At 69.8% G+C, this 24,967-nt stretch carries 27 protein-coding genes; 10 read left to right on the forward strand and 17 right to left on the reverse strand.

The annotated features are described in order from the left end of the window. Positions 1-120: 120 nt before the first annotated feature. Positions 121-618, forward strand: coding sequence for an inorganic diphosphatase (locus EJG53_RS18195; protein WP_004571927.1), 498 nt, complete (start codon positions 121-123; stop codon positions 616-618). Between the two features lie 93 nt (positions 619-711). On the opposite strand, the gene EJG53_RS18200 is transcribed toward EJG53_RS18195, so the two are convergent. The 10 genes from EJG53_RS18200 to EJG53_RS18245 form a co-directional block, all read right to left on the reverse strand. After that, complete coding sequence (locus EJG53_RS18200) at positions 712-1,569, reverse strand: hypothetical protein (protein ID WP_125045736.1); 858 nt, start codon at positions 1,567-1,569, stop codon at positions 712-714. 98 nt (positions 1,570-1,667) lie between these two features. Continuing rightward, positions 1,668-1,859: a linaridin family RiPP gene (locus EJG53_RS18205; protein ID WP_031005572.1), complete on the reverse strand. Its 192-nt coding sequence runs from the start codon at positions 1,857-1,859 to the stop codon at positions 1,668-1,670. A 131-nt stretch (positions 1,860-1,990) separates the two neighbouring features. Beyond that, positions 1,991-2,572 (reverse strand): hypothetical protein, encoded by a 582-nt coding sequence (locus EJG53_RS18210; RefSeq protein WP_244955197.1) that lies wholly within the window; start codon positions 2,570-2,572, stop codon positions 1,991-1,993. After that, a complete protein-coding gene (locus EJG53_RS18215) occupies positions 2,569-3,477 on the reverse strand; it encodes an alpha/beta fold hydrolase (protein WP_244955198.1) in 909 nt (302 codons plus the stop codon). Before EJG53_RS18215 ends, EJG53_RS18210 begins: the two co-directional genes overlap by 4 nt. Positions 3,478-3,663: 186 nt before the next feature. Continuing rightward, positions 3,664-4,011: a transposase gene (locus EJG53_RS18220; RefSeq protein WP_125045738.1), complete on the reverse strand. Its 348-nt coding sequence runs from the start codon at positions 4,009-4,011 to the stop codon at positions 3,664-3,666. Positions 4,012-4,057: 46 nt separating this feature from the next. Continuing rightward, the gene (locus EJG53_RS18225) at positions 4,058-4,825 is read right to left on the reverse strand and encodes a class I SAM-dependent DNA methyltransferase (RefSeq protein ID WP_125045739.1); all 768 of its coding nucleotides are present in this window, start codon (positions 4,823-4,825) and stop codon (positions 4,058-4,060) included. A gap of 438 nt (positions 4,826-5,263) precedes the next feature. Next, entirely contained in the window at positions 5,264-6,781 is a 1,518-nt protein-coding gene (locus tag EJG53_RS18230) for a phytoene desaturase family protein (protein WP_125045740.1), read from the reverse strand. Then, positions 6,778-8,802 (reverse strand): ABC transporter ATP-binding protein, encoded by a 2,025-nt coding sequence (locus EJG53_RS18235; RefSeq protein WP_125045741.1) that lies wholly within the window; start codon positions 8,800-8,802, stop codon positions 6,778-6,780. Before EJG53_RS18235 ends, EJG53_RS18230 begins: the two co-directional genes overlap by 4 nt. Positions 8,803-9,056: 254 nt before the next feature. After that, a complete protein-coding gene (locus EJG53_RS18240) occupies positions 9,057-10,844 on the reverse strand; it encodes a threonine/serine exporter family protein (RefSeq protein WP_125045742.1) in 1,788 nt (595 codons plus the stop codon). A 263-nt stretch (positions 10,845-11,107) separates the two neighbouring features. Then, complete coding sequence (locus EJG53_RS18245; RefSeq protein WP_125045743.1) at positions 11,108-11,827, reverse strand: DedA family protein; 720 nt, start codon at positions 11,825-11,827, stop codon at positions 11,108-11,110. A 279-nt stretch (positions 11,828-12,106) separates the two neighbouring features. Between EJG53_RS18245 and EJG53_RS18250 the strand changes: the two genes are divergently transcribed. Beyond that, positions 12,107-12,478 (forward strand): YbjQ family protein, encoded by a 372-nt coding sequence (locus EJG53_RS18250; protein ID WP_125045744.1) that lies wholly within the window; start codon positions 12,107-12,109, stop codon positions 12,476-12,478. Positions 12,479-12,568: 90 nt separating this feature from the next. Here the strand turns inward: EJG53_RS18250 and EJG53_RS18255 are convergent, their stop codons facing one another. Beyond that, entirely contained in the window at positions 12,569-13,327 is a 759-nt protein-coding gene (locus EJG53_RS18255; RefSeq protein ID WP_125045745.1) for a MerR family transcriptional regulator, read from the reverse strand. A gap of 119 nt (positions 13,328-13,446) precedes the next feature. Here EJG53_RS18255 and leuE point away from each other — a divergent pair, with 119 nt between their 5' ends. Then, entirely contained in the window at positions 13,447-14,121 is a 675-nt protein-coding gene (gene leuE, locus EJG53_RS18260; RefSeq protein WP_125045746.1) for a leucine efflux protein LeuE, read from the forward strand. A gap of 104 nt (positions 14,122-14,225) precedes the next feature. On the opposite strand, the gene EJG53_RS18265 is transcribed toward leuE, so the two are convergent. After that, positions 14,226-14,702, reverse strand: coding sequence for a hypothetical protein (locus tag EJG53_RS18265; protein WP_244955200.1), 477 nt, complete (start codon positions 14,700-14,702; stop codon positions 14,226-14,228). Between the two features lie 72 nt (positions 14,703-14,774). Further along, positions 14,775-15,182, reverse strand: a complete 408-nt coding sequence (locus EJG53_RS18270; protein WP_125045747.1) for an ATP-binding protein — start codon at positions 15,180-15,182, stop codon at positions 14,775-14,777. 219 nt (positions 15,183-15,401) lie between these two features. On the opposite strand from EJG53_RS18270, the gene EJG53_RS18275 reads away from it, so the two are divergent. The 3 genes from EJG53_RS18275 (at position 15,402) to EJG53_RS42555 (ending at position 16,825) form a co-directional block, all read left to right on the forward strand. After that, positions 15,402-16,253, forward strand: a complete 852-nt coding sequence (locus tag EJG53_RS18275; RefSeq protein ID WP_125045748.1) for a helix-turn-helix domain-containing protein — start codon at positions 15,402-15,404, stop codon at positions 16,251-16,253. 9 nt (positions 16,254-16,262) lie between these two features. Then, entirely contained in the window at positions 16,263-16,454 is a 192-nt protein-coding gene (locus EJG53_RS43915; RefSeq protein WP_125045749.1) for a DUF397 domain-containing protein, read from the forward strand. Between the two features lie 164 nt (positions 16,455-16,618). Next, positions 16,619-16,825, forward strand: coding sequence for an ATP-binding protein (locus EJG53_RS42555; protein ID WP_244955201.1), 207 nt, complete (start codon positions 16,619-16,621; stop codon positions 16,823-16,825). A 262-nt stretch (positions 16,826-17,087) separates the two neighbouring features. On the opposite strand, the gene EJG53_RS18290 is transcribed toward EJG53_RS42555, so the two are convergent. Beyond that, complete coding sequence (locus EJG53_RS18290) at positions 17,088-18,137, reverse strand: methyltransferase (RefSeq protein WP_125045750.1); 1,050 nt, start codon at positions 18,135-18,137, stop codon at positions 17,088-17,090. A gap of 317 nt (positions 18,138-18,454) precedes the next feature. On the opposite strand from EJG53_RS18290, the gene wrbA reads away from it, so the two are divergent. From wrbA to EJG53_RS18305, 3 genes are all read left to right on the forward strand, one after another. Beyond that, positions 18,455-19,090 (forward strand): NAD(P)H:quinone oxidoreductase, encoded by a 636-nt coding sequence (gene wrbA / locus EJG53_RS18295; RefSeq protein ID WP_125045751.1) that lies wholly within the window; start codon positions 18,455-18,457, stop codon positions 19,088-19,090. Positions 19,091-19,105: 15 nt separating this feature from the next. Beyond that, positions 19,106-20,518: a glutamate decarboxylase gene (locus EJG53_RS18300; RefSeq protein WP_125045752.1), complete on the forward strand. Its 1,413-nt coding sequence runs from the start codon at positions 19,106-19,108 to the stop codon at positions 20,516-20,518. A 94-nt stretch (positions 20,519-20,612) separates the two neighbouring features. After that, entirely contained in the window at positions 20,613-21,239 is a 627-nt protein-coding gene (locus EJG53_RS18305) for a Uma2 family endonuclease (protein WP_244955202.1), read from the forward strand. Here EJG53_RS18305 and EJG53_RS18310 read toward each other — a convergent pair whose 3' ends face one another. Further along, the gene (locus tag EJG53_RS18310) at positions 21,240-21,911 is read right to left on the reverse strand and encodes a PadR family transcriptional regulator (protein WP_125045753.1); all 672 of its coding nucleotides are present in this window, start codon (positions 21,909-21,911) and stop codon (positions 21,240-21,242) included. Positions 21,912-22,009: 98 nt separating this feature from the next. Between EJG53_RS18310 and EJG53_RS18315 the strand changes: the two genes are divergently transcribed. Continuing rightward, a complete protein-coding gene (locus EJG53_RS18315; RefSeq protein WP_307721688.1) occupies positions 22,010-22,711 on the forward strand; it encodes a bleomycin resistance protein in 702 nt (233 codons plus the stop codon). Positions 22,712-22,802: 91 nt separating this feature from the next. Here EJG53_RS18315 and EJG53_RS18320 read toward each other — a convergent pair whose 3' ends face one another. Then, complete coding sequence (locus EJG53_RS18320) at positions 22,803-23,348, reverse strand: DinB family protein (protein ID WP_125045754.1); 546 nt, start codon at positions 23,346-23,348, stop codon at positions 22,803-22,805. Positions 23,349-23,485: 137 nt separating this feature from the next. Then, positions 23,486-24,943, reverse strand: a complete 1,458-nt coding sequence (locus tag EJG53_RS18325; protein WP_125045755.1) for an aldehyde dehydrogenase family protein — start codon at positions 24,941-24,943, stop codon at positions 23,486-23,488. Positions 24,944-24,967: the final 24 nt, after the last annotated feature.

The following is a 24,967-nucleotide window of genomic DNA, read 5'->3' on the forward strand; positions in this document are numbered from 1 at the left end:
GCCACCTGACCTGCCACGACCTGGTCTCCGCCACTTAGGACCAGCCCCTTTCGCCACCACACACCTGCGTGGGGGACACTTAATCACCAGACGTATGTGTTGATCATGGAGGAGCCACCCGTGGAGTTCGACGTCACCATCGAGATCCCGAAGGGTTCGCGGAACAAGTACGAGGTGGACCACGAGACCGGACGGATCCGTCTGGACCGTCGACTCTTCACCTCGACCAGCTACCCGGCCGACTACGGCTTCGTCGAGAACACCCTCGGCGAGGACGGCGACCCGCTGGACGCGCTGGTCATCCTGGACGAGCCGACGTTCCCCGGATGCCTGATCAAGTGCCGCGCCATCGGCATGTTCCGGATGACCGACGAGGCCGGCGGCGACGACAAGCTGCTGTGCGTCCCGGCGTCCGACCCGCGGGTGGAGCACCTGCGCGACATCCACCACGTGTCGGAGTTCGACCGCCTGGAGATCCAGCACTTCTTCGAGGTCTACAAGGACCTGGAGCCGGGCAAGTCGGTCGAGGGCGCCGACTGGGTCGGCCGCGCCGAGGCCGAGGCCGAGATCGAGGCGTCCTTCAAGCGCCTGGAGGCGCAGGGCGGCGCCCACCACTGAGCCGCACGGCTCTTTTCGCGTACGCGGACGGGCGGCACCCCTTCGGTGGGGTGCCGCCCTTCGTCGTGTCCCGGCCGCCTTCGCGGCGGCGGGCTACCCGGCGGCGGTCAGCGCCTCGGGGGCCTTCCCGGGCCCGGGCAGCGCCGCCTGCTTGTCGCCCTGGGCGAGGACGTAGAGGAGTGCGGGGTGGGTGGCCCCGAAGGCCAGCACGAAGCGGTTGAGGCCCATGAACTGGCCGATGCCCAGGTGGAACAGCGTCATCGAGCCGAGCCACGCCTTGGCCGCGGGCTTCGGCAGCACGAAGACCAGCGGAAAGCCGACCTCGGCGGCGACCGTTCCCCAGGTCACGAGCTTGCCCACGGTCGGGTACTTGTGCACGAGCTTGAAGACGCGCTGGTCACCGTAGTTCTGCGTACGGATGACGCCGCTGAACGCCTCGCCGCTGAGCCACATCGGCGACACCAGCTTAACCACGCCGGAGGCGACGTAGGAGATGGTCGTCTCCAGGGCCAGGGCCCGCATGGCGACGTCGCGGGCCTTCTCGTCGTCCTTGAAGGTGCCGGTGGAGGCCAGTACGACGTTGATCACCTGTTGCAACTGGTCGGCGCCGTCCCCGCCGAAGGGGGTGTGCAGCCGGCCGGCCGCGCCGGTCGCCGCCAGGACGGCGCTGCCCGCCGCGCGGACGCCGCGCTTGTGGCCCCAGACCAGCGTGGCGGCGGAAGCGCCCGCCTGGACGCCGTACAGGGCGACTGCCGCCTTCTTGGAGCTGAGGGCGCGGGTCAGCCTGGGGAAACGTTTGGCCAGCTTGGGGCGCATGCTTCCCAACTGGCCGCTCAGCAGCTCGCCGTCCTCGAACTTACGGTGCTGGCTCAGCATTTCCAGTGCGGAGACCAGCGTGCCCAGCGAAGCCACTCGGCGAGCCGTGACCTCGGGCGGAGCGCTGAGAAACATGAGTGGGTGCCCCCTGTGGATCGAACTTGAGTACGACGGCCGACACGGGGCAGGGGCACGGTAGGCGCAGGTGCCTACCGTGCCCCTGCCGGGTTCCGTCAACCGATGTTGTGGGTGACCTTGTCGAGCGCCACCGCGGTCGCCGAGGTCGCGGCGAAGCCGACCGGCGTGGCCTCCGGGGTCGCGATGGTGGCGAGCGGGGTGACCATGGTCGGGGTGGAGTCGGCGCCGATACGGCCCGGCTTCACGTCGGTGAGCTCGGCGTTGGCGAAGTCAGCCAGGATGGACATGTTTTCTTCTTTCTCTCGGATTCGCACAGTGAGCAACTCCAGCCGTTCGGCGGGAGGGCACGGACTCACGCGGCCCGGTACGGCCGAGTGAGTGCGCGGCTTCCAGCCGAGAGGACCCCCGAGCCCCTCTTCTAGGCGGCCTGCGGAAGCGTTTCCGGATTCGTGGCTTCCGCGGTGGGCAGCGAGATTTCCTCGGACACGAAGAACGGCTCGATCTGCCGGTGTTCCGGCGCGGTGAGATACGAGTGCATCAGCAGGAACTGGCTGTGCGAGGCACCGTCGGCATGCGGCAGATGGTGCTGGATGTATCCGGAGAGCAGCCGGTAGCCGGGCGACCACACCACGGGCGCCAGCTCCGACCCGGCGGCCGCGGCGCGGGACCGGATGCCCTGGATCGCGTCGAACAGGGCCTTGGGGGACCGGTTGCGGGCGTTCCAGGCGAGGGCGTACCAGGGCCGGTCACGGGTGACCGGGATCTCCTGCCACTCGCCCGGCTCGCCGTCCGTGATGTCCCGGTAGAGCAGGTGGCAGTCCTTGACTCCGGGATTCGGTCCGAAGAACCGCCAGTTCGGCGTCGGGATGCGCAGCTTGCCGCACCACAGGATGTTGTCGAAGCGCGTCTCGGGCAGTTGCGCCGCGGCCGTCGCGACGAGCCAGGCGGCGAGGGAGGTCGTGACGGCGGCCGTCTTCACGCGTTCCACGTTCACGTTCATGCTGACGTCAGCTCCTCTCCCGTACCGCCGTTCCCGCCGGCCGGCCGGTCGTCCGCGGCCTGTCCGCTCTCCGCACCGGCCGGCCCGGTCGGCGGCTCGTCGGCGATCGCCTTCGCCACCTGCTCGGCGAAGCCCCGCACGGAGAGGATCGTCTCGTGGTCGGAGCCCTCGACGAAGCGGTGCCGGGACCGCTCCGAGAGGGTGGCCATCCTGGACTGGACGACGCGGTGCGCGTCGTTGTCGCCCTGGTTGTTCTCCGCCGTGACCACGGTCAGCGGCAGGTCCAGGGAGGTGAGTTCCGGGTAGGTCATCGCGTCCCGGTAGTCCCGGTGGGCCATGGCCCAGGTCCGGGGTTCCGCCAGGAACGCCCGGGAGCTCCGGTTGACGTCCTGGCGGTAGGTCTCGAACTTGTTCAGGGCGGGCCGGAAGGCGGCCACCCCGGCCATCGCGTACGCCCGCTCCATGAGCATCGACTGCCGGGACCAGCGGTCGACCTCGGAACGCCGGGAGCTGCGCAGATGCGCCACATCGGTGGCGTCGACCATGACCACCGAGGTCACGCCCCGCGCCGCGCCGGGATGGCGCGACGCGTAGGCGGCGACCAGATATCCGCCGAGGGAATGCCCGGCCAGCACCAGCGGGAGTCCGCCGGTGAAGGTCTCGCGCAGTTCCTGGAGCAGCGCGAAGTGGTGTTCCAGGCCGTAACCGGCGGGCGACGAGCTGAGCCCGTATCCGGGACGGTTGAACTTCACGTACCCCAGGTCCGGGGGAAGGGCTTCGCAGACCCAGTCCCAGTATTCGTGGGGCGTCCCCAGGCCGTTGTCGAGCAGGACGACGCGCTCGGCCTGCGGAGGAATACGGACATCGACCTCTACGAGGCTGCCGTCGGGCCTTTCGTGCAACATGTAGCGACGCGCACGTTCTCGTCTGCCTTTGCACCGCATTACCGCGCCGGTCAGCAGACTCGCGCCGGCCAGTCCGGCCATACCTACGCCAAACTGGCGCTCCAAAGACGCCACATTCCCTCCCCCGTGCTGCGAAGTGACTGATGCCCGGAAAGCTAGCACGCAGCACCGGGATAAATTAACGAGTTACTTGAATCTGGGGACCGGGTGCGCCTGTCTTCCGCGTACCGGGCCGCGGCCGGCGGCACTCCTGCCGTACTTGCGGAGTTCTATGTACAGCTCTCCTATCGTGGCTTTGAGCGTCGCGTTTTCTTGAGTCAGTTCGGCCACCCGGGAGGCATCCTCGGTGTCCCTGCCGCCTTCACCGGCAAGGCCGACCCGGGCTCCCTCAATAAACTGGCGGCGCCAATTTGATACGGACTGCTCGGACACCCCGGCGTTGCGCGCGGCCTCCGCCGCGGTCAGTTCACCGGTGAGCACCCTGAGTACCAGAGCGAACTTCTGATCCGTCGGCAATATCGGCGGACGTCCCACATCGATCCCCCTTCTGTCCTGCGCGTCCCGTGGTCTGCTGCCGCCCTCAGGGCTTGACGTAGCTGCAGATGAACAGCGGGGCGCGGTCGCTGTAGGGGGTGCCGTCCCAGCGCGCCATGCGGGCCTCGGGCTCCAGTCCGGCCGCGCGGGCGTAGCCGTCGACCTCGTCCGGCGTGGTCAGCCGGGTGAGTTCGCTGCCCACCCGGGTGGTGCCGTCGGCCTGGTACAGGATGTGCGAGCAGTGCCACAGGTCGCCGGCGAGCAGCGTCGAGTGGGTCTGGACGCCCGTGCCCGGCTCGGGGTACGGGACGAAGTAGGTGGTGCGGGTCAGTCCCTCGTGCAGTGCCAGGACCGGGGGCTTGTTGTGCGTCTCGATCAGCAGCCGGCCGCCGGGCACCAGGAGGTCGGCCGCGCGCCGCACGGCCCGCTGCTGGTCCTCCGGTGTGGTCAGCACCGACAGGGTGGCGCAGACGCAGTACACCAGCCCGTACCGGGATTCCGATGTGTAGGTGCGGATGTCCCCGTGCACCGGGGTGACGGCGCCGCCGTCCTTCAGGTCCTTCAGTTTGACGCGCAGCGCGTCCAGCATTTCCGGCGAGGAGTCCACGCCGGTCACCCGGCCGATCCGCTGTGCGAGCGGGATGGCTATCCGTCCCGTACCGACGCCGAATTCGATGGTTCCCGCCTCCGGCGCGGGATGGCGGGCCAACAGCCCTTCCACCGCTTCGGCCGTGAGTCTGTCGTCCGGGAGCAGCCGGTCGTACCACCCCTCGAACTGCCGGCCGTAGCCGATGTCCGCAACCCCGTTATCCACCCGTTTTCCCCTTCTCTATGTCCCCACTGTCATGCCGATGGGAGCGTCGTGACGCAAGGGGCGCCGGAACGGGACGCGACGGAAATACGCCGACCAGGCCGACTGCAGGGGAACCACAGTCAACTGCTCGGCAGTCGGACCAGCAGAGCCATACGTCCAGCGGTAACGTCTCAACGGCGCATGTGGGGGGACAGCGCTTCGTTCGTCACCGTATCAAACGGACATGCGCGCCGTTTAGGCGTGCATTAAGTCTTTCTTGCGGGCGGGTGTCTTCTGGGGCGAATGTCTCAAGGTGTGGACCGCATAAACGACGTGACGTGCCGCCGGGCGACTCTTCGCCGACACCGCATCGCTCTGGGCGCGGGAAATCCCGTTATACGGGCACAGAGGCGAAAGTGACCGACGAAAAAGGAGAAATCGACAGGGCGCCCGCAGCCGTCAGCGGCCGGGTACGCCTCCGGCCGCCACCGGGCCCGGCGCCGGGCCCGGTGCGTCCCGGGGTGCCAGCCCGGGTACGTCACGCGTGCCGAAGCGGTGCCGGAGCGCGGAGAGCGCGGCCAGGTAGCCGGACATGCCGTGCACGCTGGGCCCCGGTGGGGTGGCCGAGGAGCACAGGAAGACGCCCGGCAGCGGTGTGCGGTACGGGTCGATGCGCGGGGCGGGCCGCGCGATGCTCTGGTACAGCGTCATCGCGCCGGAGCCGATGTCGCCGCCGACGTAGTTGGGGTTGTAGTCCTCGTACGCGGCGGCGGGCACGGAGCGGTGCGCGAGGACCGTGTCCCGGAACCCGGGGGCGTAGCGCTCGATCTGCGCACAGATCCGGTCGAAGGGGTCGGTGGGATCGCCGTTCGGTACGTGCGCGTACGCCCATACCGGCCGCTTGCCGGGCAGCGCGCGTCCCGGGTCCGCCACCGCCGGGTCCACGACGAGGACGAACGGTTCCTCGGTACGTACCCCACGGGCGTTCTTCGTCTCCTGCCGGACCATCTCGGCATGGGTCCCGCCCAGGTGCACCGTTCCGGCGCGGCCCACGGCCGGTTCGGACCAGGGGATCGGCTCGGAGACCAGGAAGTCGACCTTGGCGGCGCCCGGCCCGTAGCGGAAGCGCTCCAGGGAGCGCGCGTAAGCGCGGGGCAGCCGGCCGCCCGCGAGCGCCAGGAAGCCCTTGGGGCTGGTGTCGAGCAGTACCGCTCGCGCGCCGCGCAGCTCCGCCAGGTCCCGTACAGGGTGCCCTGTATGGAAGACGCCGCCATATCCGACGATGTCCTCGGCCATCGCCTCCGCTATCCGGCCACTTCCGCCACGCGGCAGCGGCCATCCCGTCCCGTGCGCCAAGTGGCCGAGCAGCATGGCCACGGCCCCGGAAGCGAGACTCGGCAGCTTGCCGACTGCGTGCGCGGCGACACCGGTGAGCAGGGCAGGCGCTTCCTCGCCCTGGAAGCGGGCCGCGCCCAGCGGACTGCCGTGCAGGGCCACCCGGCTCGCCAGCAGCAGGGCGGCCGCAGGGTCCCGCGGCAGGCTGCGCTGCCCGGAGAGCATCAGGTCGACGACCGCTTCACTGTGCTCCAGCAGCGGACCCAGCAGCCGCCGCCAGCGGGGACCGTCGGGGCCCAGGTGCTCGCAGGTGGCGTCCAGTGACCGGTGCGCCAGGGCGGCGCGGCCCCCGTCCAGCGGGTGGGCGTAGCTGACCTCCGGCTGCAGCAGCTCGACCCCGCGGCCCGCCAGGTCGAACGCGCGGAAGAACGGCGAAGCGGCGGCCATCGGGTGGACGGCGGAGCAGATGTCGTGCACGACATCGGTGTCGAAGAGGGAGGCGGTACGCAGCCCTCCCCCGATCGACCCGGCCGCCTCGTACAGCTCCACGCGCAGGCCCGCGCGGGCCAGGACCACCCCGGCCGCCAGACCGTTGGGCCCGGTGCCCACGATGGCGACGTCGGGTCCGCTCACAGAACTCATCGCTGCTCCTCACTGCCGACGGGCCGCAGCCGCATCGTCTGCTCGCCGCTCCGGACAGGCTGGAGCCGCATCGTCTGCTCGCCCGGGCGGGCCGCCGGAGGCATGCCGGAACGGTTCGCCGGGGACCCGCCGCCCGTCATGAAGTGCTCGGCCCGCTCCGGACCGGCCGCCGCGCCGGCCAGGCCGGGCCCCGCGTGCAGTTGCGAACCCGCCAGCCTGCGGTAGAGCTCGTCGCGCTCCATCAGCTCCTGATGGGCGCCGGTGGCCCGGACGCTGCCCGCCTCCAGCACCACGATCTGCCCGGCGTCGATCACCGTGGATATCCGGTGGGCGATGGCGACGACCGCGCACTGCCGGGAGACCCGGCGCAGCACGTCGCGGAAGTCGCGTTCGGAGTCCGAGTCCAGATGGGAGGTGGCTTCGTCCAGCAGCATGACGGCGGGCTTCTGCAACAGTGTGCGGGCGATGCACAGCCGCTGGCGCTGACCGCCGGACAGTCCGCTGCCCTGGTCGCCGAGTTCGGTGTCCAGGCCCTGCGGAAGACCGGCGACCACGGTGGCGAGGCCGGCCATCTCCACCGCCTCCCGGATGTCGTCCTCCCCGGCGTGCGGATTGGCGTACGTCAGGTTCTCCCGCACGGTGCCGCGCATGGCCGCGCTGTCCTGCTGGACGTAGCCGACCAGGCCCCGGACCGTGTCGAGCGGCAGCGCGTCGACCGGCTGGCCGCCGAGCAGGATGCGGCCGCCGTCCGTCGCGTAGAAGCGCTCGATCAACTGGAACAGGGTGGACTTGCCCGCGCCCGAGGGCCCGACCACCGCCGTCAGCCCGCGCGCGGGCACGCTGAAGGAGACGCCGTGGAGGACCTGCGTCCGGTCGTCCTGCGGCCCGCGCCGGTAGGCGAAACGTACGTCGCGGAACTCGACCGCCGGCGGGTCCTCCCCCGGCCACGCGCCGGGCGCCGGGCGCCGCACCGCCGTGGCGGCCGCCGCGCCGCCACCCTCCTGGGGCAGCGCGACCAGCTCGTCGACCCGCTGGATGGCGGCCCGGCCCTGCACGAACTGGCCCACCGCCATGAAGAACATCACCAGCGGCGACACCAACTGGAACAGGTACATGATGAACGTGGTCAGGACGGCCATGTTCATCTCGCCGCGCGCCACCCACGTCATGCCGACGCCCACGACGACGGCGAGCGCGCCCTGCGTACCGACGTTCATCGACGGGACCAGCAGGGCGTTGTAGGCGTTGACCCGGATACCCGAGCGCCGCGCCTTCCCGGCCAGAGCGCCGATACGGGCGGTCTCGCGCGACTCGGCGCGGGACGCCTTGACCGTGGGCAGCGCGGAGAGCACACGCTGCATGTCGCTGCCGAACGCGCCGGTGTCGTCGCGGTTCTGCAGCGCCGCCTTGCGCAGCTTGCGGGCGAGCGCCAGGGAGACGACGGCGGCGGCCCCGAGGCAGCTCATCGTGATGAGCATCAGCCACGGATCGATGACGAACATCAGGACGACACCGCCGACCACGGTGGCGCCGCTGGTGATCAGTTGCGCGAGGCTCTGCGAAAGGGCGATCTTCACCAGCGAGGTGTCGGTGACCGCGCGCGTGAGGACATCGCCCTGCGGACGTTTTCCGAATGCGGTGAGATCGGCCCGCAGCAGCCGTTCCGTCACCAGTTTCCGGACGCTGTGGACGATATTCTCGCCGGCCCGTCCGATCACGTAGGACTGGAGCGAGGAGAAAAGCGCGCCCGCGCAGAAAAGGCCGACGAGCCGGGCGACGGGCAGGCCGAGCGGGTCGCCCGAACCCGCCGCCGCGATCAGTTTTCCGATGGCCCAGGGCTGGGTGAGCGAGGCGGCCACGCCCAGCAGGCCGAGCAGCACACCCGCGATCAGCAGGGTGCTGTGCTGCTTGAACACGGTCGCCACCGCGCCGGAGGCCGTCCCGGAGCCGCTTCCGGAGCCCGCTACGGAGCCGCTTCCGGCCCCGTCGGCCGGTCCCGCGTTCCCGGCACGTTTCGCCATGAGTGCTCCCCCGATCGGACGACGGACACGCCGCACGCGCGGCCGGGAGAACGTCCCTGCCTCGTGGGGGCCGGTCATCAGGAGGGCCGAAAGTAACACGGCGTCCCACCGTAAAGTTATGCGTTACTTTTCTGCCCGACGCATGCCTTCAGGGAGGGAAGCCGCCCTATGCGACCGGCCTCGATTAATTGCTTTATTGGCGGCCCGGCATTGGCGGCCCGGCGGGCCCTCAGAAGCCCCGCGTCCGCTTCGCGTCAGAAGCCCCGCGTCCGCTTCGCGGCGCGCCGCTCGCCCGGCTCCTCCTGGGTGACGCCGGGCGCCTTCATGAAGAGGCGGGCCACCTCGCCGCCGAGGTTCACACCGACCGCGATGGCCAGGGCCAGGGAGGCGGCCTTGATGAGCGACGAGACGCCGGGGCCGATGTCGCCCTGGGCGAAGTTGAGCAGCCCGAAGTACGTGGCGCTACCGGGCAGCAGCGGCCCGATCGCGGCGGTCACGTACGGCAGCGCGGACGCGTACCGGTAGCGGCTGAGGAGCTGGCCGAAGAGGCCGACGAGGCCGGCCGCGATGGCCGTGGCGGGTACCGCGTTCATGCCGCTGACGTTGGCGAGCGCCCCGTACACGACCCACGCGACGCCACCGTTGAGCGTGGCGAGCAGCACGGTGTGACGTTCCTGCTGCAGCAGTACGCAGAACGCCAGCGCCAGCATCATCGCGGCCGCGATCTGGACCGGCGGATCGTTGAACGACGCGAACCCGGCGGCCGGGTACAGGTACTCCGGGTTGAGCTGGAGCCCGATGTAGAGCGCGGCGAGCACCCCGATGACGATGCCGACGATGAGGTAGCCGACCTCCAGCAATCGGGCCGACGCGGTGATGTAGTACCCCGTCAGGCCGTCCTGCACGGCGGCCACCAGCGCCCGCCCCGGGATCAGCGCGAACAGCCCACCGGTGATCACCGCGGACGCCTGCACGGCGACGTGCGAGAAGCTGAGGGCGACGCCTATGGCGGCCGGCGGCATGGCGGCGACCACGAACTGGTAGAACTCCGGCAGCCCGCGGCTGGACGCCAGCCAGGCCAGCCGGTCGCCGAGCATCGAGCCGACCATGGCCGCGATGAAGACGATCGGCCCGCCGCCGACCAGCATGCTCGCCGCGCCGGACAGCAGCCCGGAGGCGACGGTGAGCGCCCAGCTCGGGAAGGGGTGCCGGTTGCGCCGGATCTCGGCCAGCCCGCGGTACGCCTCCTCCAGGGTGATGCCGTCCGAGGTGATGTCGTCCACCAGGCGGAAGACCGCGGAGAGCCGGGTGTAGTCCACGCCGCGCCGGCGCACCGTGCGGCTGGCCGTCACCGGGTCGTCGACCAGCGACGGCTGGTAGGAGATCGACAGCAGCGTGAAGGTGACGGTGGGCTCGACGCGCTCCAGCCCGTACGCGTGGGCGACGCCGAACATCGCGGCTTCCACGTCCTCCGCGCCCTCACCGCCGGCCAGCAGGATCTCGCCGATCCGCAGGGTCAGGTCGAGGACGCGCGGCACCGCCGGACCGCTCTCCTCGGCGCGCTCCACCCGCTCGGGGACCGGCCGCTCGCCGACCGGCATCCGCAGCATCGTGCGCATCCGGTCCTGCCACGGCGTCTGCTTGGTCAGACTGATGACGGGGATGCCGTGGGGCGGCGTGAAGGCGGGCCAGCCCGCCGGCGTCCGGTCGGGAAGCTGGTGCTGGCCGGTGGTGCTGTTGGTGCCGGCGGGCGGGGTGAAGGCGGAGCCTTCCGGCTCGGCCGGCGCCTCGGTCCTCAGGCCCTCGGGGAGGGCGAACTCGGAGGTGGGGTGCTCCTCCTCCGGGACCTGCGGGTACGGCACGCCGGGCGGCGGGGTGAAGGCACTGCGCGCCTCGTCCGACAGGGGCTTACGGTCCTCGGGCTGATCGCTGCCACCGTTCGTACCATTGCTGACGCCCTGTGCGCCTCTGACGCCGTTCACGCCGTTCTTCCCGTTCGTGCCGTTGGTTCCGCGCTGGCCCCGCTGTGCGTCCGACGCCACGTCTCTTCGCTCCTCGTACGCCTCCTGCCGACCGTCAAGGACACGATGCCTGATGGTCGGCAGGGGCGCGCGTGGCGGGGCCCTTACTGAGGTTCATATGAGCTGCGAGTGTCCCCTGCTTCCCAAGGGAAACCCGTGAATCCCGGCCCGGCGGCACCATAGGCGTCGCTCGGCGGTCACCGGTACCGCCGCACGCGGCTCACCGGCACCGCCGTGTACGCAGGGTCCCGTACGCCGGCCGCCGGCGGTACCGCCGATCGGGCTCAGCGCTTGGCGTGCCGGCCGCGGCGGCCGTCGTTGCCCGGCTGGCGGGGCGGCTGGACGGCGCCCGTGGGGTCGTACGGCGCCTGGGCGGCGGCCTTCTTGTTCTTGCCGCGGGCGCGCAGGTACTCGATGGCGATCGGGACGACCGAGATCAGCACGATCGCGACGAGGATCAGCTCGATGTGCTTGTGGACGAACTCGATGTTGCCCAGGGACGCGCCGAGCAGGGTGACACCGGCGCCCCACAGGGTGCCGCCGATGACGTTGAAGGTGATGAACGAGCGGTAGTTCATCTTGCTCACGCCCGCGATGATGGGCGTGAAGGTCCGGACGATCGGTACGAAGCGGGCCAGGATCAGCGACTTCGGCCCGTGCTTCTCGAAGAACTCGTGCGCCTTCTCCACGTTCTCCTGCTTGAAGAGCTTGGAGTCCGGGCGCTTGAACAGCGAGGGCCCGACCTTGCGGCCGAAGAGATAACCGGCCTGGTCACCGAGGACCGCCGCGAGCACGATCAGCAGACACACCAGCCACAGCGGCTTGTCCAGCTTGTCGGTCGTCACCAGCAGACCGGTGGTGAACAGGAGCGAGTCGCCCGGCAGGAAGAAGCCGATCAGCAGGCCGGACTCCGCGAAGACGATGATCAGCACGCCGATCAGCCCGAACGTGCCGATCAGATAGTCCGGGTCCAGCCACTGGGGGCCGAGCGCGAGAGTATTCACGGGGTGAAGGCTCCTGGGTCGAGGGCGCCGGATCGTGCGGTGCGACGGGATGCAGGCGCAGTGTGCGGCCCAAAGCTATCAACGCCGGATGACGAGCCATGGTTCCAGCCGCCCGCCACGGCCCCGCACACCCCGCGCCGGGCCCCTCCACGGCCGGACATCACCGCCCCGGTCTCCCCCGCCCCCCCGCTTCCCCCGAACCGGCCCTCCCCCATGAGACGCTCCCCGCCAGGAGCCCGCCGGCCGGGCGGCTCACCGTACGGAGGGACAGGACACACGATGGGCATCGAGGAATTCGGCGGCGGCCAGGCCGCACAGGCCGACGTGCTGGTGGTGACGACCAACGACGTCCCCGGATACGAGGTGCAGCGGGTCATCGGCGAGGTCTTCGGCCTGACGGTGCGCTCCCGGCACCTGGGCAGCCAGATCGGGGCCGGGCTGAAGTCGATGATCGGCGGCGAGCTGAAGGGCCTGACGAAGACGCTCGTGGAGACCCGCAACCAGGCGATGGAACGGCTGGTGGAACAGGCGCGGGTACGCGGCGCCAACGCGGTGCTGATGTTCCGCTTCGACGTGACGGAGGCGGCCGACGTCGGCACGGAGGTCTGCGCGTACGGCACCGCCGTCGTGATCGCCCCGAAGAACGCCTGAGGCCGCACCGGGAACGGCCGGTGCCGGTCGCCGGCCCGCGCGGACAGGCTCGTACGGGCCAGGGGTCACACTCCCCTGCCCCGTACGGACTCAACTGTTACGTACGGCGTTGGCCAGCATCGCGTCCCGCATATAGACCGCCAACCCCGGCCGGATGGCCTCATAAGTGGCGGTGAAGCGCTCGTCCGCGACATACATCTCCCCGAGACAGGTGTGCATCTCGTACGAGCAGTCGTAGTAACCGGACGAGATGAACCGGCGGTGCTCCTCGGCCACGTCCATCGCCTCGGCCGAGTCCGCGGGCAGCCCGCTCGCCATCACCTCGGCCATCTTCCGGTGGACGGCGTCGAACTCCTCCGTCAGCCGCTTCCAGTCCTCCTTCGTGTAAGAAGCCGTCCGCCGCTGCGACTCCTTGTACGCCTCGCTGCTCCCCCAGCGCTCGCGCACCTCGTCGGCATACGCGTCCGGGTCGAAGTCCCCGAACACCTCGAACTTCTCCTCAGGGGTGAGATTGACGCCCATCTTGCGTGCCTCCATCGCGTGTTCGACGGCGGCGGCCATCGCCTGGAGCTTGCCGATCCGGGCGCTCAGCAGCGCGTGCTGCCGCCGCAGGTGTTCCCGCGGGTCGGCGTCCGGGTCGTCCAGGAGGGCCGCCACCTCGTCGAGCGGGAAGCCGAGCTCCCGGTAGAACATGATCTGCTGGAGCCGGTCGAGATCGGCGTCGCCGTAGCGCCGGTGCCCCGCGTGGCTGCGCTCCCCCGGCACCAGCAGCCCGATCTCGTCGTAATGGTGCAACGTACGCACCGTCACCCCGGCGAACCCGGCGACCTGCCCCACCGAATAACTCACCTGCCCGCCCTCCTCCCTCTCGGTACGCACTCCACGATGAGTCCTCACGCCACGTGAGGTGCAAGTCCGTATACCGGAAAGCTGTGGGACGGATGGGGCACGAGTGGCATCCTGCCGCCATGCTGGGGATAACCGATCTTCCGACCTACCTGGCGGGCCTCGCGCTCATCGTTCTGCTGCCGGGCCCGAACTCGCTGTACGTCGTCTCCGTGGCCGCCCGCCGCGGCCCGCGCGTCGCCTATCGCGCGGCGGCCGGCGTCCTGTGCGGCGACACCGTCCTGATGACCCTGTCGGCGGGCGGCGTGGCCTCACTCCTCCAGGCCAGCCCGGTCCTCTTCACCATCGTCAAATTCGCCGGCGCGGGCTACCTCACCTGGCTGGCCGTGGGCATGCTGCGCGGCGCATGGGCCCTGTGGCGCAACCGGGAGACCGCGAAGACCCTGCGCAAGCAGGCCACCTCCGACGAAGCCCCTGCCCCCAAGGAGGCCCGCGAACGCCCGTACCGCCGGGCCCTGGTCATCAGCCTCCTCAACCCCAAGGCCATCCTTTTCTTCATCTCCTTCTTCGTCCAGTTCGTCGACCCCACCTACGCCCACCCCGTCCTCTCCTTCCTCACCCTCGGCGCCTGGGCCCAGCTCTTCAGCCTCACCTACCTCTCCGTCCTCATCTTCAGCGGCACCTACCTCGCCGCCACCTTCCGCCGCCGCAAACGCCTCACCGCCGGCCTGTCGGCGGGCGCGGGCGCAGCATTCCTGGGCTTCGCGGCGAAGCTGTCACTGGCGAGTGGGGGCTGACACACAAAGACATGGCCGCGTGGGCCCCGGCCCGGTTCGGGCACCCTGCTCTCCGGTGCCTCGGCCGGGCAAGCCGCCCTGCCACGGCCGCCGGGCCCGGCCCGCTAATCCCGCGTGGCACCCGCCGGCCAGATGACATCGACCGGCACCCCGGTACGCCGGGCGTGGACGACCACATCGGCCGTCCCACCGAACCCGCGCGCCGCCTTGCCGTCCCACACCGCCAGCAGCCGGTCGACGAGCCCCACGAGGATCTCGCTCCCTGCCATGTGAGCCTCCGGGCAGGACTCCCGGGCGCCGGTCCGGTGCACTTTCATTGCCCGTCCGAGGAGACCGTCATAGGTGGCGCGGTGGTCGTCAGGAAGTCCGGATCGGTAACCCTCTGCCGGCACCACAGCTTCGATACGCCCTCCCAGTAAGAGCACGATCTCGGCGAACCACGCATCAGGGCCGTCGGCGAGGCACGAGACACCGCACAGTTCCGCAGGCTCGTACTGCCGTAGGAGCGCCTGCATCTCGCCCCGCACCGCCTCTTCCGTGGCTGCGGAGAGCCCTCTGTGCCCCGTGATGCCCACTCGCACGGTACCTCCCTCTCACGGCCCCCAGGTCAGGTCAGGTACGGCATCTGCCCGGCCCCTGTGGTCGAGCGCGAATCACACGCCCTTACGCGTCCGCCGTTCGGCGTTGGGCCGGTAGACACCCCATCGTGTCGCGAGCGCCTCGACCATGCACAGACCACGACCCGACTCCCCCGGATCGGTCAGCCGCCGTGCCGGATCACTGTCCGGCGCGTCGTCCCACACGGCCACGCGTACGCGGCTGTGCTGTACGGAGACGTCCAGGCGCACGACAGGCGCCGATGTGTGCAGGTAGACGTTGGTGACCAGTTCGCTCACCATCACGCTCACGTCGTCGATGACTTCCGTGTGCCCCGTCAGAGCGAGCAGGTCGGTGACCACGGTCCGGGCAATCTTCGGGGCGGCATCGCCGCTGGGCAGTTCGAAACGGAACCTACGTCGTGCTTCGGGGAGTTCGGTGAGTCGTGATGGTGCGAGGGTCATTGCCGCATCTCCCAACGCGGTCGTGCGCGCCGCCCGCCGCCGCGGATCCAGCCACTGCGGGTACGCGAAGTCGTGCGCGTGTGCCCGCACTTCGGCCTTTCGGCTCGCGGCGCCGCGCTGACAGGACCATAGGACAGGAGGGATCAACGTAGCTACCTCCGTAGCGTAGCTACATTGATCCGGTGGACCAGTTCACCCGTCAGGGGCACACTTACGCCCATGCCACCGAGGACAGTCACCACAGCTCGTCAGCGACGACTCGGTGCGGAACTGCGACGTCTGAGGGAAGCCGCCGGCCACAACAGCCGCGAGGCCGCTGCCCTGCTCGGCATCGACCACACCAAGGTCAGCCACATGGAGACCGCCCGGTTCGGCGTCAGCGGTGACCGCATTCGCGCCCTCGCCTGCGTGTACGGCTGCGATGACCAAGCACACATCGAGGCACTGATCAGCATCGCCGAGGACCGCACGAAAGGCTGGTGGCTCGAATACGCTGAGGCGCTGCCCGCCGACTTCCTCGACCTGGCGGAGCTCGAACACCACGCACGCGGAATGCGCACGTATCAGATCGCGCACATCCCTGGCCTCCTTCAGACCGAGGACCACATCAAAGCCATCTTCGCCGAGTGCGATCCCCCTCTACTGGGCGAAGATCTCGACCGGCGCATACAGCACCGCGTGCGACGTCAAGCCGTACTCGAAAAGGAATGGCCGCCAAAGTACGAGGCAGTGATTCACGAGGCTGCCCTACGGATGCAGTTCGGCGGCACGAAGACCGCCAAGGCACAGCTTGAGCATCTGATCGCCATGGGCGACCGCGACCACATCACGATTCAGGTGATCCCGTTCACCGCCGGAGGTTTCGCCGGATCGGGCCAGTCGATCTTCTACGCGCAAGGGGACGTGGCACAGCTCGACACGGTGCAGCTTGACGCTACGCACGGGATTTCACTCCTCGACTCCCCAACACAGTTGCGGAACTACCGGAAGCTCCTGGACCGCATGAAGGCCAAAGCGTTGCCGGTGGGCGAATCCCGCTCCTTCATCCACACCATCACAGGACAGTTGTGAGAGGCATAAATGTCACAGAATGATTGGCAGATCTCCACGTACTGCCAGGCCGGGAACTCATGTATCGCAGTTCGCCGCAGCGCTGAAGCCGTCCAGATCCGAGAGAGTGCCCACCCCGCCGAGGTCATAGTGACGGCTCCCGAAAATTTGCGCGACTTCGTTCTGCGCGTCAAGGCGGGAGCATACGACCGCCCGATCTAGCCAACCCCGCTCGTCGCTCCCCTCGCCTTGCCTGGTGAGGAGAGCTCTTGCATCTGACGCGAAATCGACCGGGCACCCACATCGAGTAGCTCTATTGCTCCCCGCGCAGCGTTACAGCTACGTTCGCTGGTGTCGGCCCTCGCCCCACGAGAGGTGGTCGAACCATGCCCATGATGTCCTGCGGCGCACCCGCCCAGGAGACGTCTCCGCCCGCGTCCCACCCAACTTTCCCCGGCACCAGCCGCGCAGCCGCACACGCCCGTACCTACGCGCGACAGATCGCCGAACGGTCCGTACCCGGCATCGCCGAGGGACCGGTCCGCGATGTCGAACTTGTCGTCAGCGAACTGGTCGCCAACGCCATCCGCTAGGGGACCGAACCGGGAGACCGCATCACCGTGGCCGTGACCGCCTCCCTGAGCGGAGTACGGATCGAGGTGCACGATCCCGTCCGGCGCCGCCCCCGTCACAAGCCCCGTAACCCAGCCCGCCGAAGAGGTCGTGGCCTGCTCGTCGTCGGAGCTCTCGCAAACAGTTGGGGCGTGGCCGACCGCCCACTCGGGAAGATCGTGTGGGCGGAGCCGGCATGGTGACCTGTGTGGCGGGCCCCGTCCGGCCCGTACCCGTACCGACTCAGATCCCCGCAGCCTCGATCACGAACAACGCATCCGCCGTCGGCAGCGGAGTGAGACCGGTGATTTTGAAGCCGGCCGTGGCGCACAGGTCCTCGAAGTCGGCGCGGGTGCGTTCCCGGCCGCCGACAGTGACGAGCATGTTGAGGTCGCTCATGTAGGGCAGGGCGGTCGCGCCGGGCCGTACCGTGTCGCCGAGGACCGGTTCGATGATCACCAGTCGGCCGTCCGGGGGCAGCACCTGCCGGATGTGGCCCAGGATGCCGGCGCACTGCTCGTCGTTCCAGTCGTGGAGGACGCTCTTGAGCAGGTACAGGTCGCCGCCGGGCGGTGCGGCCGCGAAGAAGTCGCCGGGCTCCAGGGTGACGCGGTCGGCGACCCCCGCGGCGGCCAGTTTCGCGGGGGCCTGGGCGAGGCCCTCGGGGCTGTCGTAGATCATGCCGCGCGGTGCGGGGTGGGCCCGCAGGATCGCGGCGAGGAGGGTGCCGTCGCCGCCTCCCACGTCGACGACGGTGGTGAAGCGGCCGAAGTCGTAGTGCGGCGGCACGTGCTGGGCGGCGGTGTGGGTGCGCTGGCCCATCGCGGCGTTGAACGCGCGCGACAGTTCCGGTTCGTCCTTGAGGTGGCTGAAGAAGTCCGTACCGAAGATCGCGTCGAAGGCGGGCGCGCCGCTGCGCACGCTGTCCGCCACCCGCTCCCGGGCGCGGGTCATGAACGGCTCGCAGAAGACGCCGGCCAGGGTGGCCATGGAGTCGGGGGTGTCGCGGCGCAGCAGCGCCCCGGCGGCGGTGGCCCCGAAGACGCCCGCTTCGTGTTCGGTGAGCAGGTCCAGGGCGGCCAGGGCGCGCAGCAGGCGCAGGGTGGCCTGCGGGTCGGTGCCGCACGAAGCCGCCACGTCGGCCGCCGTACGGGTGCCGTCGCCGATACGGTCCAGTACACCCAGCCGGACGCCCGCACCCACGGCGTACGTGGCCAACTGTCCGAACAGCAGCCGGGAGACGGTGGCGCGGGCCTCGCGGGCCGGCGTGGCCCGTTCCTCGTTCGCTTCCACGTCGGCTCCTTCGGGTCGCCTCGGGCACCGCTCCCGCGCCGTACCCGTGGCCGGGTGACGGCACGGCGGGGCAGGCGGATCCGTGTCCCCCGTCCCGCGCGATAAGTCAGGCAAAACTAAGTTCCTGTACGGGGTGGCGCAATACCCACGTCATGCGGCACGGGGCGTAGTTGTTGACGGTTCACCCATGCCGCGCGACGGTGGGGAGTGTGGGGGCGGGGCGCCCGCCGTTCCCGAGTGTCACGCGATCGGGTGCGAGGGCGGGCGCGCCGAATGCCCCTTATGCACGTATCGTCGCCACCGTAGGAGGTGTCGTCATGACCGAGCCCAACGACCGCACCACTGTCCGTCTCGCCGTCGTCTACTACTCCTCGACCGGTACGGTCACCGGACTCGCCAAGGCCGTCGCGGACGCCGCCGAGAAGGCCGGCGCCGAGGTGCGGCTCCGTAAGGCCGCCGAGCTGGCGCCGCGGGCCGCCATCGAGTCGAACCCCGCCTGGGCCGAGAACGTCCGCGCGACCGCCGACATCGCCGAGGCGACCCCCGACGACATGGTCTGGGCGGATGCCGTGATCTTCGGCTCCCCCACCCGGTACGGCAACATCGCCTCGCAGCTCAAGCAGTTCATCGACACGCTGGGCGGGCTCTGGCAGGAGGGCAAGCTGGCCGACAAGGTCTACAGCGGCTTCACCGCCTCGGCCACCAAGCACGGCGGCCAGGAGTCCACCCTGCTCGCGCTCTACACCACGATCCACCACTTCGGCGGCATCGTCGTGGCCCCCGGTTACACCGACCCCGCCAAGTTCGCCGACGGCAATCCGTACGGCACCTCGCACGTCGGCGGCCCCGAGACGCCCCTCGACGACGAGGCCCGGACCGCCGCCGGCATCCAGGCGCGGCGTGTCGTGAAGTTCACCCGCGCCCTGAAGGCGGGGCTATCCCCGGACGGGTGAGGGTACGCGCGCACCATGCCACTCCACGAGGGAGCAGACGCCAAGGACGGCAGGGAGCACCTGTCGGTCAACCCCTTCTACGGCGAGGCCGACCCGGTCGCGGGCATGGCCACGGCCCCGCCCCGGCACACCCTGCCGGACGGCCCCACCGCCCCGCGCGCGGCCTACCAGCTCGTGCACGACGAACTGATGCTGGACGGCAATTCCCGGCTGAATCTGGCCACTTTCGTCACCACCTGGATGGAGCCGCACGCCGACGTACTGATGGCGGAGTGCCGCGACAAGAACATGATCGACAAGGACGAGTACCCCCGTACCGCCGACCTGGAGCAACGGTGCGTGGCCATGCTCGCCGACCTGTGGCACGCCCCCGACCCGACCGCCGCCGTCGGCTGCTCGACGACCGGCTCCAGTGAGGCGTGCATGCTCGCCGGGATGGCCCTCAAGCGCCGCTGGTCCCGGGCGAACGCCGACCGCTATCCGGCCCATGCCCGGCCCAACCTGGTCATGGGCGCGAACGTGCAGGTCTGCTGGGAGAAGTTCTGCACGTTCTGGGAGGTGGAGGCCCGGCAGGTGCCCATGCGCGGCGACCGCTTCCATCTGGACGGCGAGTCCGCCGCCGCGCTCTGTGACGAGAACACCATCGGCGTGGTGGCCGTCCTGGGCTCGACCTTCGACGGCTCGTACGAGCCGGTGGCGGAAATCTGCTCGGCCCTGGACGACCTCCAGGAACGCACCGGCCTGGACATCCCCGTCCACGTGGACGCGGCCTCCGGCGGCATGATCGCGCCATTCCTGGACCCTGACCTGGTGTGGGACTTCCGGCTGCCGCGCGTGGCCTCCGTCAACACCTCGGGCCACAAGTACGGGCTCGTCTACCCCGGCGTGGGCTGGGCCCTGTGGCGCGACCGGCAAGCCCTGCCGGAGGAGCTGGTCTTCCACGTCGACTACTTGGGAGGTGACATGCCGACCTTCGCCCTCAACTTCTCCCGGCCCGGCGCCCAAGTCGTCGCCCAGTACTACACGTTCCTACGGCTGGGCCGGGACGGCTACCGAGCCGTCCAGCAAACCACCCGTGACGTCGCCCGCTCACTCGCCGACCGCATCGGCGCACTGGGCGACTTCCGCCTGCTGACCCGCGGCGACGAACTGCCGGTCTTCGCCTTCACCACGGCCGACGGCGTGTCGGGCTTCGACGTCTTCGACGTGTCCCGCCGGATGCGCGAGCGCGGCTGGCTCGTCCCCGCGTACACCTTCCCGCCCGACCGCGACGACCTCTCCGTGCTGCGGATCGTCTGCCGTAACGGGTTCTCGCACGATTTGAGCGATCTGTTCGTGGCCGACCTTGAGCGGTTGCTTCCGGAACTTCGGGCGCAGGGCGGGCCTTTGGGGGGACGGGCGGGGCAGGACACCGCGTTCCATCACTGAGGGCGGCGGGGGCGCGGCGCACGGCGTCACTCGGTCGAGTGGCGCTACGGCCGTTCGAGGGACGCGGAGCCACGAACACGTGGACGATCGGCGCATGGGAACAGCGATGGCCGCAGAAGCCGAGCGGGAGCGGGGAGAGCGGGCCGCCCCGGAGAACTGGATGCACCGGCCGCCGGGCGGCTGGACGGATGACCAGGTGAAGGATGCGGAGCTGCCGTTCGACTGGGAACTGCTGGACGGGAACATCGCGGTCCGGGGAATGGCCGTCTGGTGGCACAACCGCGTGCGGAACAAGCTGTACTACCAGTTGCAGAGCGCCCGGCGTGAGCCATTCGCCGTCGACTGCGAGCAATGTGTTGTGATCGATGAACGCAGCGTCCCCCGGCCCGACGTGATGGTCTTCGACCAGGCGGGGCTCGATGTCCGCACGGTGGAACAGATTCCCGTGGAGAAGGCCGCACTCGCCGTGGAGGTGGTATCCGAGGGCTCGCATCTCGCCGACCGCTTCACCAAGCCGGCCCTGTACGCCGCAGCCGGCATCGCCTCCCACTGGCGCATCGAGCGCGACGAGAACGACCTGCCGGTGGTGCACGAGTTCTGGTTGCACCATGAATCAGGTGTCTACGCGCCCAGTCCCGAGCGTCCCCTGCACACCGGCAAGCTGGTGACCAGCGCCCCGTTCCCCGTGGACATCGATCTCCAGGAACTCATCGAGGCGTGATCACTCCGAGGGCGGCGGCACTTCCCCACCATCCTCCCCATACTCCGGCCCCAGCTCCGCCGCCCCATAAGGATTAACCTCCCCCTCCCCCAACACCCCCACAAACGGCTCCCCCTCCCCCGCGAACACATACGCCCCGCCTTCGATCCGCTCGATCAGCCCGCGCGTCCACTCGGCGCCGCCGTCCGCCGCGTGTACCCACATGTTCATGATTTCGCCGATGTGGCCGAGCTGTTCCGGGCCGTCCGCCGGGGTGTAGTACTCGGTGACCGAGAGCCGCCACTCCTCCAGGCCGCGCACCCGCTCCTTCAGGAGGGCCACGGCCTCCTCGCGTGGCAGGTCGACGATGAAGCCGATCGCCGCGCTCAGCTCGTCGACCTTGCGGTCGTACTGGGACAGGGAGTCGCGCAGCAGCTTGAAGAACTCCTCCGTGCCCGCCTCGGTCAGCTCGTACTCCGTACGGGGCGGGCCGCCGGCCGGGCTGGGGGCGATGTCGTGGGCGCGCATCAGGCCCTGCTTCGCCATCTGCTTGAGGGCGTGGTAGATCGAACCCGGTTTGGCGTTGGACCACTCGTGGGCGCCCCAGTACTCCAGGTCGTTGCGCACCTGGTAGCCGTGCGCCCGCCCGTGCTGGCGCACGGCCCCCAGAACCAACAGCCGGATCGCCGACATCGCCACCTCGCATCGTTCACGCTCGCGCTGGGGCCAGCCTAGCCGGGATTCGCTAATCAAGTTTGAGTACTGAGCCCGCGCGCCGTACGCTCGCCGGCATGGCCGAGACTGTGATTCCGATCCTTCCGTGCCCGTCCATCGACGACCTCCTCGACTTCTACCGTGCCCTCGGATTCGAGGTGACCTCCTACCAGAAGAGCCCGAATCCGTACTGCGGTGTCCGCCTGCGCGGCATCGAGCTGCAGTTCTTCGGGATGAAGAGCCACGACCCGGCGACCTCGTACAGCACCTGCTACGTGCTGACCGACGATGTGGACGGGCTCTACGCGTCCTTCCGTACGGGCCTGAAGGCCGCGCTCGGCAAGGTGCCGACGCGCGGCCTGCCGCGGATCGGGGCGCTGAAGGACATGACGTACGGCGTGCGGCAGTTCCTGATGACCGATCCCGGCGGCAACTGCATACGCATCGGCCAGCCGATCGCCGACAGCTTCGAGTACGCGGCCGTCCCCAAGGAGCGGTACGCGCGCGCCCTCCACCAGGCGACGTTGATGGGCGAGTCCAAGGGCGATCATGCCGCGGCGGCCCGGATCATCGACCGGCCCTGGAACACAGGGCCGGCGCGGAGGCCGGGCCGGGCGACGGCGCCGGGCCGACCCCGCTCCAGCTCGTACAGCTCCTTGTGCTGCGTGCCGAGATGGCTGCCCAGTTGGACGGCTTGCAGGCGGCCGCCCCCTGGCTCGACCGCGCGGACGCGGTCGAACTCGACGACACCGAGCGGGAGTCCGCGCGCGATGTTCTGAGCCGGGCGGCGGACCTGCGGACTGGGGAGGATTGAGGGCACCCGGGGAGGGGCCGGAGCCCCCGGCCGGGGGCGCGCCGAGCGCCCCCGGATCAGCCCTGCGCCGCCCGCTCCTCGTCCACCAGCGTGAAGGCCGTCTTGCCGTCCAGGGACTCGCGGATGATGTCCGCGTGCCCGGCGTGCCGGGCGGTCTCCTCGATCAGGTGCAGCAGGAGCCAGCGCATCGACTGCACCGCGTTCGGCGGGTACCAGGGCGCCTCGGGCAGCGGGAAAGTGACGTTCAGGTCCGGCAGCGCGCGGACGAACTCCTCGGTCTTGCGGGCCACCTCGTCCCAGAAGGCGAGCGTCGAGGCGACGGTCTCGTCGCCCTCCAACTGGAAGCTCAGGTGCCAGGTGTCCATGTCCCGTTCGATGGAGTGGGGCTTCTCCTGGGCGGTCTCCACCCAGCCCTGCTCGACCTCCGCGACGTGCTTGATCAGGCCGGCCAGGGACAGTTCGCTGGCGGACGGCTTCCGCGTGGCCTGTTCGTCGGTGAGGCCGAGCACGGAGCGGCGCAGTCCGCCGCGCTGCGCCTCCAGGAAGGCCAGCAGCGCGCCGAGCTCGTCACCGTGGGCCTCGGCAGGAACGTGAGTGGGCATGGGGTCCGCCTTTCGTGGGGGCCGCGGCGCTGGTGCCGCGGCCCGACACGAAGCACGTTAGGAAGCGTTGAGGACAGGTACTGTCCTCAACCGGCCGCCGACCGGAGATTTTTTCCGGTGCGGCCGGGGGCGGCCGGCTAGAACGGGAATTGCGACCGGCCGTGCTGGATGGAGATCCACTTGGTGGTGGTGAACGCCTCCACCATCGCGTCGCCGTTCAGCCGCCCCAGCCCGGACGCCTTCTCGCCGCCGAAGGGCACGATCGGCTCGTCGTGCACCGTGCCGTCATTGATGTGGATCATGCCGGTCTCGATGCGCTTGGCGAACCGCACGCCCCGCTCGATGTCGGCGGTGTGCACCGCCCCGCTGAGCCCGTACGGCGTGGCGTTGGTGATCCGTACGGCCTCGTCGTCACCGTCGAACGGCACCAGCGCCACGACCGGCCCGAACATCTCCTGGGTGAGCGCCACGGAGTCCTCCGCCAGCCCGGCCAGCACGGTCGGGGCGACCAGGGTGCCCCGCACCGTGCCGTGCACCAGCGCGGTGCCGCCCTCGGCGACGGCGCGGTCCACCACCGCGGCGACGGCCTCCGCCTGCCCCTCGTTGATCAGCGGGCCGATGTGGGTGGCCGGATCGCTCGGGTCGCCGACCTTCAGGGTCTTGACCTTGGCGACGAACTTCTCGGTGAACTCCCGCTCCACCGCCCGGTCGACCAGCACCCGGTTAGCCGCCATGCAGACCTGCCCCTGGTGCACGAAACGGCTGAAGACGGCGGCGTCCACCGCGTAGTCGAGGTCGGCGTCGTCCAGGACGACCAGCGCGCTGTTGCCGCCCAGTTCCAGGACCGTGCGCTTGAAGTGGGAGGCGGCGACGGTCGCGACATGGCGGCCGACCTTCTCGGAGCCGGTGAAGGAGATGACCTTCGGCACCGGGTGTTCGATGAGAGCGTCACCGATCTCCGCGATGTCGGTGACCACGACGTTCAGCAGGCCCGCGGGCAGCCCGGCCTCCTCGAAGACCTTCGCGACCAGGCCGCCGCCGCAGACCGGGGTGTTCTGGTGGGGCTTGAGCACCACGGCGTTGCCGAGCGCGAGCGCGGGTGCCACCGACTTGACCGACAGCAGGAAGGGGAAATTGAAGGGGCTGATGACCCCCACGACGCCGACCGGGAGCCGGTAGAGCCGGTTCTCCTTGCCGTCCACCGGGGACGGCAATATGCGGCCCTCGGCCCGCAGTGACAACTGGATGGCCTCGCGCAGGAATTCCCGTACCAGATGGAGTTCGAAAGCGACCTTGGCGTGGGTGCCGCCGACCTCGGCGATGATCGCGGCACCCAGCTCCCGCTCCCGGTCGTCGATGATCCGCAGCGCGCGTTCGAAGACGAGCCGGCGGGTGTACGGGTTGGTGGCCCCCCACTCCCCCTGTGCGCGTTCGGCGGCACGGTAGGCCTGGTCGATCTCGTCGACCGTGGCCACGGTGATGGAGGCCAGCTTCTCCCCGTCATAGGGATTGAAATCGACGATGTCCCACGAGCCGCTGCCGGCCCGCCATTCGCCGTCGATGTACTGGTACGCCAACTCGTCGAAGTAGGACATGCGAATTCCCAATCTGGAGGACAG

The organism is Streptomyces chrestomyceticus JCM 4735 (assembly GCF_003865135.1).
GTDB lineage: Bacteria > Actinomycetota > Actinomycetes > Streptomycetales > Streptomycetaceae > Streptomyces > Streptomyces chrestomyceticus.